A 13138-nucleotide genomic window follows, 5' to 3' on the forward strand; every position below is an offset into this window, starting at 1 on the left:
AATTGGCAGCCCTTCGTCAAGCCAAAATACCCAAATGTTGGACAATTAGACGAACGCTTTGGCACAGCAGAAAGCCAGATACTTGAAATTGCTGCGTTATCTTCAGAACCCGGTTTCATGATATCAACCAGTTTTGATCCTGAGCAGGATGTCCTGATCGTAATTTCCAAAGCCCTTGCCGAAAATATTGATCCCGCCAGGGCGCTTGGCGTCGTCCTTGACGCCGATACGGACGCGGATTGAATGATGGCTCTTCAGATCGAGTGCGGCGAGGCCGGTTTCGGAAATCCTGAGGCCGTCGACATAGGTGCCGTCATTGGCAATTCGCCAGTTCTTCAGCTTACCGTATTGCGAGCCCTTGAGCTTCCACCAGGAGGGCGTGAAGACGCCGCGCTTGTCGCCGAAATCCCCCGGCGACGTCCAGGTGCCGACATCGACGCCATTGATCGTCAGCGTGATGTCCGAGGGCCAATCGGCGCTGGTGCCCGGCACTTCCGAAGACAGCTCTATCGCAACTTCGAGTCCGGTGATCTCCGCATTGGCGAGCTTGGCATTGTTGGGGAACTGGTATTCGACAAAACCGCGCGTGAACCATAGCAGACCGGCTTTCATGCGGTCCGGATCGAGGAAAGTGTTCGGCACATCGAGCAGACCGATGATGCCGTCCGGCGAACAAAGGCCGCAGGGCGCGGTAACCTCGAAGCCGGTATAAAGCCCGATCGGCATCGACACTTCGATCGCGTCGTTCTTGACCGCACGATATTCGCTCTTGAACACGACGAGCACTTCTTCGGCCGTCGGATAACAGATTTTCTGACTGCCTTTCTTCGCTTTCAGGTTCTCGGTGCGGATCAGCCCCGCATCCTCCAGCACCTGGATGTTGGTCGAGACGGTCGACTGCGGAAGCGACAGCACGGCGGCGATTTCGTTGACATTCATCGGCCCCTTCTCATGCAGCAGTTTCAGCATCGAGATCCGCGCCGAGGAGGCAAGCCCCTTGAGCACGGCAATGCCTTCCTCAGGTTCAATCACCAGAAAATTGCGACTCATGAAATTGCCCGGCCCATGTAAAATCTATATCCGAAATTACCCTGTATATCGGGATATCTGATTTAATCAATGTGCAGGCGGAACGCCGGGCAATTTGTTGAATCCGGCAGGGCGAGGGTCGCGCGGTGGCCTGCACAGAATTTGTGCAGGAGCCATATGCAGAGTGGACACCTGAACGCCGATCGCCCAATCTAGTCCGGAGCCGAGCCCGGTGATGGCGGCTTGCACATAAAGTGGTTGGACGGGTCGTGACCAAAGGGTGGAAATTATACGATCAGCGACTGGCCTGGGTCCTCGTCGCGCCTGTGCTTTTACTGCTTACCCTGCTTCTGCTGCTGCCGATCGCGATCATGACGGTCTACACGTTTTTCACCTTCGTCACCGCGGGGGTGGAGTCGGCGGTGCTGACCTTCGACAACTGGAAGGAATTCCTCACCGACAGCTACTATCACGGTTTTCTTTGGAAGACCGTTCGCGTCGGCGCCATCACCGCTGTGATCTGCGCGATCCTTGGCTATTTCCCCGCCTATTTCATCTGGGCCACGACCTTCAGGCACAAATGGCTGTTGTTGCTGCTGCTCATCGTGCCGTTCTGGATCAGCTTCACCATCCGGACATTCTCGTGGATCCATATTCTCGGCGAACAGGGGCTGATCAACGTCGTGCTCATCAGGCTGGGGGTTATCAACGAGCCGTTGCCGATGCTCTACACCGAGGGCGCCGTCATCATGGGGCTGCTGCATTTTCTGCTGCCCTATATGATCTTGAACGTCTATGTCAGCCTGGAAAGCACCGACCGCACGCTGATCGCCGCCGCCCGCTCGATGGGCTGTACCAGCGCGCAGGCGTTTCGCGAAGTGACCCTGCCGCTATCGATGCCGGGGCTGGGCGCCGGGCTGCTGCTCTGCTTCGTGCTGGCGGCCGGCTCCTATGTGACGCCGCAGCTGCTCGGCGGCAGCCGCGATGCGCTGTTCGGCAACTTGATCTACGACACCATCATGGGGCAGCTCAATTGGCCGATGGGCGCCACGCTTTCCATCGTCCTGTTCGTCCTGCTCGGCGCGGCCGCGGCCGCCTACAGCCGCTATATGGGCCTATCGCAGATCATGAAGGGCCTCAGTGCATGAGAGCGGATCATCCCGATCGCGAAGGCAGATGGGCGTGGCGGCTGACCAGCGCGATCACGGTGTGCGTCTACGTCTTCATGTTTGCGCCGATCCTCGCCACGGTCGTGCTTTCCTTCAACGCCTCGATGTTCGGCGGCTTTCCCCTCACCGGCTTCAGCCTGCGATGGTACGAAAAGCTGCTCACCAACGAGCCGGTTCTCGACGCCTTCCGGGCATCGATGTGGATTGCCCTGGTGACGGCAACGGTGACGACGCTGCTCGGCATCATGGCGGCATTGGCGCTGGTGCGCTTCGAGTTCCGTGGCAAGCAGGCGATCAACACGCTTGTCATTCTTCCCGCGCTGGTCCCCGAAACGATACTCGGCGTCGGCCTGCTGGTCATGATCAAAGCCGTCGACCAGCCGCGCAGCATGACGCTGCTGGTGCTCGGCCACATTCTGCTCACGCTCCCCTACGTGGTGCTGATCGTCCAGGCGCGCATGGTCGGCATAAAACGTTCCTATGAGGAGGCGGCGCTGTCGCTCGGGGCGCCGCGTGTGTCGACGTTCCGCGAAATCACGCTGCCGCTGCTCATTCCCGCAGTGCTTGCCAGTGTTCTGCTCGCTTTCACCATTTCGTTCGACAACACCTCGGCCAGCCTGTTCTGGCGGCCGGCGGGCGTCGAGACCATGCCGACGCAAATCCTTTCGATGCTGAAGATCTCGATCAGCCCCGAGGTGAACGCGCTCGGAACCGTCATGATCCTTTTGACGGTCGGCATTCCCTTGGCTGGCGGGCTCGTCCTGCAAAGCCTCACCTGGTTCAAGGCAGGCAAGTGAAAATGAAAATGGGAGAATGGAAATGAAACTGACAACCACCAAACGACTGGAACGGCTCAACGAACGCTATGCCAATGGCGACATCAGCCGCCGATCGTTCCTGACGCTGACGGCCGCCGCTGCCGCCGCCACCGGGCTTTCCATGCCCTGGATGGGACGGGCGCTGGCCGCGGTTTCGGAAGTGCGCTTCGACGGATGGGGCGGCGTGGTGCAGGAGGCGATCGATAAGTACGCGTTCCAGCCTTACACCGCCAAGTCCAAGGTCAAGGTCGTCCAGGGCACCTTTGGCGACGAGAACGAGATCATCACCAAAATCAAGACGTCGAAACCAGGCGACTTCCAGATCGTCCATTCTTCCGGCGTCAACTACTACATCAAATACGTCAATGGCGGTTTCAATTCGGAGATCAACGAGGCGAACATTCCGAACATGGCGAATGTCCTGACCGCCATGATCGAGCCGTTCCGCAAGATCACGCCGAAGCTGTCGGCAGTGCCATATGATTACGGCACCACCGGCATCGCCTACAACAACAAGGTCATCTCGCCGGAGGAAGCCAAGGAAAAGGGCGCCAACCTGCTTACCGACAAGAAATATGCCGGCAAGATCGGCGGCTACGCCGATATGACGACGCGCGTCTGGTATGCGGCGCTGCAGACGAAACAGGACCCCAACAACATTCAGGAACATGGACGTCGTCTGGGCCAAGGTTCGCGAGACCCGCGACCTGGCCAAGAAATTCTGGAGTTCCGGCGCGGAACTGATGGACCTCCTTTCGCGCAACGAGATCGTCGTCACCGATGCCTGGTCAGGACGTGTCGCCGCCCTGCAGCAGCAGGGCCAGCCGATCGGCTATCTCGACCCTGCCGGCTCATACGCGTGGATGGAGGATATGCTAGTGCTCAAGGGTTCGCCGATGGCCGAATGCGAGGAACTGATCAACTTCATGCTGGATCCGGCCACGTCGATCGCCGTCGCCGAGGGCCAGAGCTATCCGCCGTCGCTTGACCCGACCAAGGTGAAGCTGACCGACAGGATCGCGGCGCTTCCGGCCTTCGACCCGACTGGATCGATGAAATCGCTGACCTTCGCCGATCCGCTCTACTGGGCGAAGAACGAAGACGCCTGGACCAAGCAATGGGACAGGGTGTCGAAAGGTGCATGACGACAACAGCCACGACCCGCAGCCCCGGCCGGCTTCGGCCGGGGCTGATGGCGACCCGCTCGCCCAGAGCGAGCGGCAGCCGACAGGAAAGCCTGCGGTCGAGTTTCGCGACATCGATATTTTCTACGGCAAGTTCGCCGCTGTGCGCGATTTTTCACTGGCAATCCGCAAAGGTAGTTTCGTCACCTTGCTGGGGCCGTCCGGGTGCGGCAAAACGACGATCCTGCGCTCGATCGCGGGCCTGGTCGACATCTCCAGTGGCCAGATCTCGATCGGCGGAAAGCGGGTCGACGACATCCCGATCTACAAACGCAACATTGGTCTGGTGTTCCAGAACTACGCGCTCTTTCCGCACAAGAACGTCTTCGACAACGTCGCATTCGGCCTGAAATACCGAAACGTGCCGAAACCGGAAATCGTGCGCCGGGTCAAGAAGGCGCTGGATATGGTGCGGCTGCCCGGCAGTGAGACAAAGCTGCCGTCGCAGCTCTCGGGCGGCCAGCAGCAACGCATCGCACTGGCCCGCGCCATCGTCTTCGAGCCGGAAGTGCTGCTGCTGGACGAGCCCTTGTCGGCGCTCGACGCCAATATGCGCGAGGACATGCGCGTCGAGATCAAGAAAATCCAGAGGGAGACGGGCATCACCGCTATCTTCGTGACGCACGACCAGGAAGAAGCCTTGTCGATGTCCGACCATATCGTCGTGATGAACGCCGGCCTGATCGAGCAGATCGGCTCCCCCGCGCAGGTCTATGACCAGCCGGCCACCGCATTCGTCGCCAATTTCCTTGGCAAGGCCAACATGCTGCCCGGCAGCGTGACAGTGATGGACGGCAAGATGGCGACGATCGCGCTGGCCAGCGGCCATGTCGTAAAGGCGGCCGCGCCGAAGGCGCTCGCGACCGGCAGCGCGGTCACCGTCGTCGTTCGCCCGCAGAAGCTTACCGTCGGTACCGCCGGTGCTGCCAACAGGCTGGCGGGACGGATCGTCTCGACCTCCTATCTCGGCGGCAATGCGGTCTACGAGATCGACATCGGCGCCGGCACGCTGGTGCGCGCCAACACGGTGATCGACGGCCAGCCGCTGCGTGAAGGCGAAGCGGTCGATGTCTGCTTCGACCCGCTGGGCTGCGTGCTTCTCGACGCGCAAGGCTTACGCATCGCCTAGCGAGGCGGAACTGAGCCGTTCAGTCTTTCGCGTCACCCTTTGGCCCGAGAAACCGCGCATAGACCTCACCGACAATACCGCGCCGGAAAACCAGCACGCAGACCATGAAGGTCAGGCCAGTGGCGATGGTCACCGGAAAGTTCGAGGTGGCGAGCGTGTTTTCCAGGCCGACGACCAGACTGGCGCCGATGATCGGCCCGGCCATGGTGCCGATGCCGCCGAGGAGCGTCATCAGGATCACCTCGCCCGACATCTGCCAGGTGACGTCGGTGAGCGTGGCAAACTGAAAAACGATCGCCTTGAGCGCGCCGGCCAGCCCGGCCAATGTTGCCGACATGACGAAAGCCGCCAGCTTGTAGTTGGCGACGGAATAGCCGAGCGAAATGGCCCGGCTCTCGTTTTCCCGGATGGAACGCAGGATCATGCCGAAAGGCGAGTTGATGATGCGCCAGATGGCGAACACGCCGATCAGGAAGACTGCCAGTACGAAATAATAGATGTTGATCGAGACGTTCAGGTCGAGCATTCCAAGCAGCCTGCCGCGCGGCACGCCCTGGATGCCGTCCTCACCTCCGGTGAACGGCGCCTGCACGCAGAAGAAGAAGAACATCTGCGACAGCGCCAGCGTGATCATGGCGAAATAGATGCCTTACCGGCGGATGGCAAAGAAGCCCATCACAAGGCCGAGCAGCGCAGCTCCCAGGACACCGAGCAGGATGCCCGCTTCCGGCGGGCAGCCCCAGACCTTGACCGCGTATGCGGTGAAATAGGCCGCCCCGCCGAAGAATGTCGCATGGCCGAAGGACAACAGCCCAGTGTAGCCGAGCAGAAGGTTGAACGCGCAGGCAAACAGCGCAAAGCACAGCATCTTCATAAGGAAGATCGGATAGACGAAGAAAGGCGCCACCAGCGGCGCCAGGATGCCGAGCCCGACCAGCGCCCATTCAAGCCGTGCCGAATTCTTGGCACACGTCTCGCGAAGTGTCAGTTCGGCCATCTCAGGCATCCCTTCCGAACAGGCCGGCTGGCCGGACCAGAAGCACGATTGCCATGATGACGAAGACCACCAGATTGGAGGCTTCGGGATAGAAGACCTTGGTCAGGCCTTCGGCGAGGCCAAGCATGTAACCGGTGACGATCGCCCCGAGGATCGATCCCATGCCGCCGACCACGACGACGGCGAAGACGACGATGATGAGGTCAGATCCCATCAGCGGGCTCACCTGATAGATCGGCGCGGCGAGAACCCCCGCAAGCCCGGCAAGAGCGGCGCCGAGGCCGTAGGTGAGGGTCAGCAGCAACGGCACGTTGACGCCGAAAGCCTGCACCAGCCCGGGGTTCTCCGTCGCCGCCCGCAGATAGGAGCCCAGCCTGGTCTTCTCAATCAGCGCCCAGGTGCCAAAACAGACGATCATCGAGGCGACCACTACCCAGCCGCGGTAATTAGGCAGGAACATGAAGCCGAGATCGGTTCCTCCCGAGAGCAGCGGCGGCACGGAATAAGGGCTTCCCGATACGCCATAGTAGTAACGGAACACTCCTTCGAGCACGAGCGCGAGGCCAAAGGTGAAAAGCAACCCGTAGAGCGGGTCGATGTCGTAAAGCCTCGACAGCGCCAGGCGCCCGACCACGACGCCGAAGCCGCCGACGATCAGCGGCGACAGGATCAGAGCCGGCCAGTAGCCGATGCCAAACCGGGTGAGAAGCAGGTACCCGACGAAGGCGCCGAGCATATAGAGCGCGCCGTGGGCAAAATTGATGACGCGCATCAGGCCGAATATGACAGCCAGGCCCAGGCTCAACATTGCGTAGAACGAGCCGTTGATGAGGCCGACCAGCAATTGGCCGAGGAATGCCTGAACGGGTATTCCGAAGATCATCGTCATAGCGTCGGATCGTGCGGCGTCCAGATCGGCCTCTATTCTCGCCGAAGCGACGATTACGGCTGAACGGTCCTGATCCGATATCGCTGAACGAGAATTCCCTCGTCAACCGCCGGCTGGATGATGGCAAGCAACCAGGCGGCCCTCGCCAATGCTTTGGAGAAGCGGACGGTCGCTGCGGCAGATCGGGGTGGCAGCTGGGCAACGGGTATGGAACCGGCACCCTGAGGGTGGGCTCATCGGGCTGGGCAGGTCACCCTTGAGCACCAGCCGGCCGCGCCGCGCCCGGTCGATGCTGGGTATCGGCACGGCGGAACGCAGCGCCGCGGTGTAATGATGTCTGGGCGCCGCAAAGACCTCGTCGGTCGGCCCGCTCTCCACGATCGATCCCAGATACATCACCGCCACACGGCTCGAGATCTGACGCACCACGGAAAGGTCGTGAGCGATGAACACATAAGTCAGGTTGTACTCCTCGCGCAGGTCGGCGAGCAGATTGACGATCTGCGCCTGGATCGACACGTCGAGCGCCGAGACCGGCTCGTCGGCCACGATCAGCCGTGGCCGCAGCGCCAGCGCGCGGGCGATGCCGATACGCTGGCGCTGGCCGCCGGAGAATTCGTGCGGGTAGCGCGATGCGTGCTGGGGCGACAAGTCGACCCGGCGCAGGAGCTCGGCCACGCGGTCCGCCATTTCCGATGCCGAGAGGCGTTCATGGATGCGGAACGGATCGGCCAGCAGATCGCCGACCCGCCGGCGCGGATTGAGCGAAGCGCTGGGATCCTGAAAGACCATCTGCATCTGCCGCCGCAACGGACGAAGCTGGCGCTGGGAGGCGTCGCTGATGTCGCGGCCCTCGAATTCCAGCGACCCCGAGCTGATTTCGGTCAGACGCACCAGACACCGGCCAACCGTGGATTTGCCGCAACCGGACTCGCCGACGATGCCGAGGGTCTCCCCGGGCCAGATGTCGAGCGACACCGTATCAACCGCATGCACGGTCCGGCGCTGCGCCGGGAAGATCGAGCGGCCGACGCTATAGCGCTTCGACAGGTCGCCGGCACGAAGCAGCGGACGTTCGCGTGGCATGGCATTCATCGTTGCATCTCCACCACGCCGCCAGGCCTCTGGGCAGCGAATTGTCTGCGCGTAGGCTCCGGCAACAGGCACGCGGCGCGATGCCTCTCGCCTTGCATGATCGGCAGTTGAACCAGACAGGCGTCATGGCGAAAGGCGCAGCGGGGGCTGAAGGCGCAGCCTTTCGGCAGGTTGGAGAGCGACGGCGGAATTCCCGGAATGGCAGCGAGCCGGGCTGAACGTGGTCCCTCCATCGGCGGGATCGAGCCGAACAAGCCCCACGTGTAGGGATGCAGCGGCGCCCGGAACACGCTGCTCTTGCCGCCCTCCTCGACAAAGCGTCCGCCATACATCACCAGTACCCGGTCCGCGACTTCGGCGACGACGCCAAGATCGTGCGTGACCAGGATCACAGCGGAACCGAACTGGTCGCGCAATCGTCCGATCAGTTCGAGGATCTGCGCCTGCACGGTAACATCGAGGGCTGTAGTCGGTTCATCCGCGACGAGCAGCGCCGGGTTGCACGAGAGCGCCATGGCAATCACCGCGCGCTGGCGCATACCGCCGGAAAGCTGGTGCGGGTAGCTGTCGATGACCCGATCCGGATTTGCGATGCCGACCGCATCCAGCAATTGCACGGCCCTCGCCCGTGCCGCTTTCGCCGACACTTTTTCATGCGCGCGGACCTGCTCGCCGATCTGGTTGCCGATCGTATGCACCGGGGTGAGCGCAGACATCGGATCCTGGAAGATCATCGCGATCTGGCGGCCGCGAATGGCATCGAGCGCACGCCGCTTGAGCCCGATCAGCTCCTGTCCCATGAAACGGATGGAACCGGAGACGATAGCGTTGGGGCTGTCGATCAACCCCATAATGGCGAGCAAGGTCTGGCTTTTGCCCGAACCGGATTCGCCGACCACACCGACGATCTCGCGCTGCTCGACGGAGAACGAAACACCTCCCACCGCGCGCACCAGGCCCTCGTCGCTGCGGAAGGAGACGGTGAGGTCCTTGACCACCAGAAGAGGAGCATCAGCCGACATCGCGAGCCCTCGGGTCGATGAAGACGAAGACCACGTCGACGACGAAGTTTGCCATCACCACGAAGAAGGCGGCGTAGATCACCGTGGCAAGGATCATCGGCAGATCGAGCGTCTGCAGCGCCTCGTAGGTCAGTTTTCCGACGCCCTGCAGTCCGAAGACCACTTCGGTCAGCAGCGCGCAGCCACCGACCAGGGCACCGAAGTCGAGGCCGAACATGGTAACAAATGCGACCAGCGAGGTCCTGAGGCCATGATGCAGCACCACCCGCCGCTCGCCGATCCCCTTGGCTCGGGCGGTGCGGATGAAATCCTCCTGCATCATCTCGATCAGGCTTGCCCGCAGCACCCGGCCGTAGAGGCCGACATAAAGGGTTGCCAGCGTGAACCACGGAATGACGAGCGCCTTGAACCAGCCCCAGGGATTCTCGGTCAGGGGGATGTAGCCGAGCGGAGGAACCCAGGAAAACAGCCAGCTGTCGTGCCAGCGGCTTTGCGTCAGCAGGTTGGCGACCTCGCCCAGCCAGAAGACCGGGATCGACACGCCTACCAGGCTCAGGATCATCAGCGCGCGATCAATGAATGTACCGCGCGTTGCGCCTGCGATCACACCGACGATCAATCCGCCGAGCACCCACAGCACTGCCGCGCCGCCGACCAGCGACAGCGTCACGGGAATGGCGCTTATCACGGTCGGGATGACGCGCTGCCCGCGATTGACGAAGGAGGTGAGATCGCGGCTGACGAAAAGCCGGTTCATCATCAGCCCATATTGCACCGGCAATGGCCGGTCGAGACCGAAATCGTGGCGCACCTGGATCAGCGTCTCTTGCGAAGCATTGCGGCCGGCAATGCGCGCCGATGGATCAGCGCCAGGCGTCGCAAAGAAGATCAGGAAAGCGACGACGCTGATACCGAACATAACCAGCACCATCTGGCCAAGCCGGAAGCCGAGCGCGGCAACCACTAGACGCCCCTCGGCGAGGATTTCGGATCGAGCACGTCGCGCACGCCGTCGCCCAGAATGTTTAGGGCCAGCACCGTGATCACAATGGCTAGCCCCGGCGCCAGTGCCACGACCGGCCGCGAATAGAGCAGGCCCTGGGCGTCCTGGATGATCGTGCCCCAGCTGGCATCCGGCGGCTGCACGCCGATCGACAGGAACGACAGCGAGGATTCCGTCATCATGTTGAGCGCCAGGATCAACGGCACGAAAACGATGATGCGGGTCACCACATTGGGCATGATGTCGCGCAAAAGGATGCGCCAGGGCGATGCGCCAAGGCCGATCGCAGCGGTGACGAATTCGGCATGCATTAAGGTCAGGACATGGCCGCGGATCGGCCGCGCCACATAGGGCACATAGACGATGCCGATGATGAAGACCGGTAGCCACAGGCTGCCGGAGCGGATTTCGAACGGACCGATCTGGATACTCTGCGCAATCAGCACGATCGACAACGAAATCGCCAACAGGAAAATCGGAAAAGCCCAGAGCACGTCGAGAATGCGCGACAGGCCGATGTCGACGATGCCGCCGAAGAAGCCGGAAACGACCCCCAGGAATGTCGCGAGGACAAGGCACAGCACGGCTGCAGCACCCGAGATCAACAGCGAATCCCGTCCGCCGTAGAGCAGCCGCGCCGCGACGTCACGGCCCTGGTTGTCGGCACCGAGCATATAGGGGCCGATGCGCCAGGTCGGCCCGACCGGCGTCATGCCGAGGCCAAGGCCTTCGGTGGAGGGCTGCAGCACCGGCTGGGTCACCCCATCGACGACGATCTCGCCATTGAGATTGGTCACAAATGGATCGGTGCCGGAGACGTATCGCGCATAAAGCGGCGCCGCGAGCGAGGCGATCACGATGACGACGAGCACGGCGAAGGCAGATATTGCCGAACGATCGCCTTTCAGCTTGCGCCAAGCGGTGCGCCACGGGCCATCGGTGGCCCGGCGAACCGGGATGGCAGGCTGGTCCGCAATGACATTGACCATGAACAGGATTGCCTGGGAAAAATCGCGGCCTGGAAGATGCGCTGATCCGCCGGAAAAGGAAATGCGACGGAGAGCCAGCGGCACTCCGTCGCATTGGCTCCGGTCGGCTATTCCACCCAGGACTGGCTGACAATCCAGTAGAATTGCGGGCTGAAGGTGAAGTTCTTCAGCCTGGAAGAGATCACATCGACGCGCTTTGGCGTGAACAGGACAGCGACCGGAGCCTTGTCCGTCACAGCCTTGTCGATGGCGGTCCAGAGTGTCGCGCCCTTGGCCGGATCGGCGATGGTGGCTGCCTCTGCCTCGTCCATCGATGCGTCGATCGACTTGTCGCAGAGCCCCGAAATATTGACCGAGGCGTCGGAGCCCGGCGTAAACGAGGCACAGCTGAACAAGACCTGCAGGAAATTCGATGGCGCCGGGTAATCCTGGAACCATTGCGAGATCGAAATCTGCACCTTGTTATTGGTGTTCTGGATATAGGTGAACTGTATGTTCTGCGAGATCGGCTTGACCGACGTCTTGTAGCCAAGCTGGTTGAGCACATCCTGCAGGTAGACGCCGATCGCCTTGGAGACCGTGGTGTCCTCGGTGATGATCGTCACCTCCTGACCTGCGGTTCCCGTTTCAGCGACCAATTGCTTGGCCTTGTCCATATCCGGCGCCGACCACTTCTCACCTGGATTGGCGGTGAACGGGCAATAGGCTGCGAATGACGGGAAGCCCGGCGGCAGGATCCGACAGGCCGGCTGCGCCAGATTGCTGCCGCCGAAGAGCTTGACGATCGCGGCGCGGTCGATCGCGAAGTTCACGGCCTGGCGAACGCGGATGTCGTTGAACGGCGCCAGATTGGTGTTCATCGGCGCATACCACATTGCCGTCAGCGGATGAACGGTGACCTGCTTGGCATATTTGGTGCCGAGTTCGGCGAGACGGTCGGACGGCGGCGGGTCGAACATCCAGTCCGCCTGGCCGTTCTCGACAGCGGTCACCGCCGCCTCGTCGGTTAGGCCGAATTCGTAGTCGATCTCGTCCGGATATCCGGCCGGCTGCGCTTCCTTGCTCCATTCCTTGAAATGAGGGTTGCGCACAATCTTCATCAGCTTGTTGGGATCGTAGCTGGCGATCATGTAGGGTCCGGTGCCCGGAATCGGATCGGTGCCGGCGTCCTTCAGCGGCGCGCTCGCCGGCAGGATCGACGCATGCGGAACAGCCAGCTTCTGCAGGAACTCGGCATCCGGCTGGGCCAGGTTGAAGGTAATGTTTCCGGCCGCGTCGTCGACCGACAGGCCACCTTCGAGGGTACACGTCGCAGGCGTCTTCAAGCACGCATCCGCGCCGACGATGCCTTTGTAGAAGGTCCCGGCCGTCGGCCCGCTGATCTTGAAGATGCGTTGGAACGAAGCCACCACGTCCTTCGTGGTGACATCCGTGCCATCCGCGAATTTGATGCCCTTGCGCAGCTTGAAGATGTAGGTCTTGCCGCCGTTCTCGACCTGCGGGAGGCTTTCCGCCAGGTCCGCGACGACTTCGAAGCCGGTCTTGTCCCCGGCCTTCTTGTAGGTCACCAGGCCATCGTATAGGACATAATTGATCTGGAAATACTGCAGCGTGTAGTTGATGTGCGGATCGGCGGTGCCTGCCGCGGCATTGGCCAGCAATCGGAGTGTGCCGCCTGGCTTGCCCTCGGTGGCCAAGGCACTGCTTGCCGGCGACATCATGGTCACGCCGAGCAGAGCCAGGCAGGGTATCAACGCTGCAAATGCTTTTTGGGGTCGCATATTTGTTCCCTCATGGAGGCGCGTCGGCTTTTG

Annotated in this window: 11 protein-coding genes and 2 pseudogenes; 5 read left to right on the top strand and 8 right to left on the bottom strand. The window is 61.6% G+C overall.

Going from position 1 to position 13138, the window contains the following annotated elements; genetic code table 11:
- Positions 1 to 123: 123 nt before the first annotated feature.
- On the bottom strand, positions 124 to 1050 hold the full coding sequence (locus NKI59_RS10830) for an ArsR/SmtB family transcription factor (RefSeq protein WP_352455343.1): 927 nt from the start codon (positions 1048 to 1050) through the stop codon (positions 124 to 126).
- Positions 1051 to 1298: 248 nt separating this feature from the next.
- Between NKI59_RS10830 and NKI59_RS10835 the strand changes: the two genes are divergently transcribed.
- The 5 genes and pseudogenes from NKI59_RS10835 (at position 1299) to NKI59_RS10855 (ending at position 5329) form a co-directional block, all read left to right on the top strand.
- Positions 1299 to 2177 (top strand): ABC transporter permease, encoded by an 879-nt coding sequence (locus NKI59_RS10835; RefSeq protein WP_352704103.1) that lies wholly within the window; start codon positions 1299 to 1301, stop codon positions 2175 to 2177.
- Complete coding sequence (locus NKI59_RS10840) at positions 2174 to 2995, top strand: ABC transporter permease (protein WP_352704106.1); 822 nt, start codon at positions 2174 to 2176, stop codon at positions 2993 to 2995. The genes NKI59_RS10835 and NKI59_RS10840 overlap by 4 nt, the downstream gene beginning before the upstream one ends.
- A 22-nt stretch (positions 2996 to 3017) precedes the next feature.
- A pseudogene (locus NKI59_RS10845) lies at positions 3018 to 3125 on the top strand (twin-arginine translocation signal domain-containing protein); the annotation flags it as partial.
- A 559-nt stretch (positions 3126 to 3684) separates the two neighbouring features.
- On the top strand, positions 3685 to 4161 hold the full coding sequence (locus NKI59_RS10850; RefSeq protein WP_352704108.1) for an extracellular solute-binding protein: 477 nt from the start codon (positions 3685 to 3687) through the stop codon (positions 4159 to 4161).
- Entirely contained in the window at positions 4154 to 5329 is a 1176-nt protein-coding gene (locus tag NKI59_RS10855) for an ABC transporter ATP-binding protein (RefSeq protein WP_352704110.1), read from the top strand. The genes NKI59_RS10850 and NKI59_RS10855 overlap by 8 nt, the downstream gene beginning before the upstream one ends.
- A gap of 19 nt (positions 5330 to 5348) precedes the next feature.
- Here the strand turns inward: NKI59_RS10855 and NKI59_RS10860 are convergent.
- From NKI59_RS10860 to NKI59_RS10890, 7 genes and pseudogenes are all read right to left on the bottom strand, one after another.
- A pseudogene (locus tag NKI59_RS10860) lies at positions 5349 to 6326 on the bottom strand (branched-chain amino acid ABC transporter permease).
- A 1-nt stretch (position 6327) separates the two neighbouring features.
- Positions 6328 to 7215, bottom strand: coding sequence for a branched-chain amino acid ABC transporter permease (locus NKI59_RS10865; RefSeq protein ID WP_352704113.1), 888 nt, complete (start codon positions 7213 to 7215; stop codon positions 6328 to 6330).
- A 102-nt stretch (positions 7216 to 7317) separates the two neighbouring features.
- Positions 7318 to 8310, bottom strand: a complete 993-nt coding sequence (locus tag NKI59_RS10870; protein WP_352704115.1) for an ABC transporter ATP-binding protein — start codon at positions 8308 to 8310, stop codon at positions 7318 to 7320.
- Positions 8307 to 9332, bottom strand: coding sequence for an ABC transporter ATP-binding protein (locus NKI59_RS10875; protein ID WP_352449666.1), 1026 nt, complete (start codon positions 9330 to 9332; stop codon positions 8307 to 8309). The genes NKI59_RS10870 and NKI59_RS10875 overlap by 4 nt, the downstream gene beginning before the upstream one ends.
- A complete protein-coding gene (locus tag NKI59_RS10880) occupies positions 9322 to 10296 on the bottom strand; it encodes an ABC transporter permease (RefSeq protein WP_352704118.1) in 975 nt (324 codons plus the stop codon). The genes NKI59_RS10875 and NKI59_RS10880 overlap by 11 nt, the downstream gene beginning before the upstream one ends.
- Positions 10296 to 11324, bottom strand: a complete 1029-nt coding sequence (locus tag NKI59_RS10885) for an ABC transporter permease (RefSeq protein WP_352704120.1) — start codon at positions 11322 to 11324, stop codon at positions 10296 to 10298. Before NKI59_RS10885 ends, NKI59_RS10880 begins: the two co-directional genes overlap by 1 nt.
- Before the next feature lie 107 nt (positions 11325 to 11431).
- The gene (locus NKI59_RS10890) at positions 11432 to 13105 is read right to left on the bottom strand and encodes an ABC transporter substrate-binding protein (protein WP_352704122.1); all 1674 of its coding nucleotides are present in this window, start codon (positions 13103 to 13105) and stop codon (positions 11432 to 11434) included.
- Between the last annotated feature and the right edge of the window lie 33 nt (positions 13106 to 13138).

This window comes from Mesorhizobium sp. M0598, from assembly GCF_040320865.1.
GTDB lineage: Bacteria > Pseudomonadota > Alphaproteobacteria > Rhizobiales > Rhizobiaceae > Mesorhizobium.

What these genes read in the sequence shown, in the direction of transcription:
- NKI59_RS10850 (WP_352704108.1), top strand. Translation starts at nt 3,685, where the DNA reads ATGGACGTCGTCTGGGCCAAGGTTCGCGAGACCCGCGACCTGGCCAAG.
- NKI59_RS10870 (WP_352704115.1), bottom strand. Translation starts at nt 8,310, where the DNA reads ATGAATGCCATGCCACGCGAACGTCCGCTGCTTCGTGCCGGCGACCTG.
- NKI59_RS10840 (WP_352704106.1), top strand. Translation starts at nt 2,174, where the DNA reads ATGAGAGCGGATCATCCCGATCGCGAAGGCAGATGGGCGTGGCGGCTG.
- NKI59_RS10875 (WP_352449666.1), bottom strand. Translation starts at nt 9,332, where the DNA reads ATGTCGGCTGATGCTCCTCTTCTGGTGGTCAAGGACCTCACCGTCTCC.
- NKI59_RS10890 (WP_352704122.1), bottom strand. Translation starts at nt 13,105, where the DNA reads ATGCGACCCCAAAAAGCATTTGCAGCGTTGATACCCTGCCTGGCTCTG.
- NKI59_RS10865 (WP_352704113.1), bottom strand. Translation starts at nt 7,215, where the DNA reads ATGACGATGATCTTCGGAATACCCGTTCAGGCATTCCTCGGCCAATTG.
- NKI59_RS10885 (WP_352704120.1), bottom strand. Translation starts at nt 11,324, where the DNA reads ATGGTCAATGTCATTGCGGACCAGCCTGCCATCCCGGTTCGCCGGGCC.
- NKI59_RS10830 (WP_352455343.1), bottom strand. Translation starts at nt 1,050, where the DNA reads ATGAGTCGCAATTTTCTGGTGATTGAACCTGAGGAAGGCATTGCCGTG.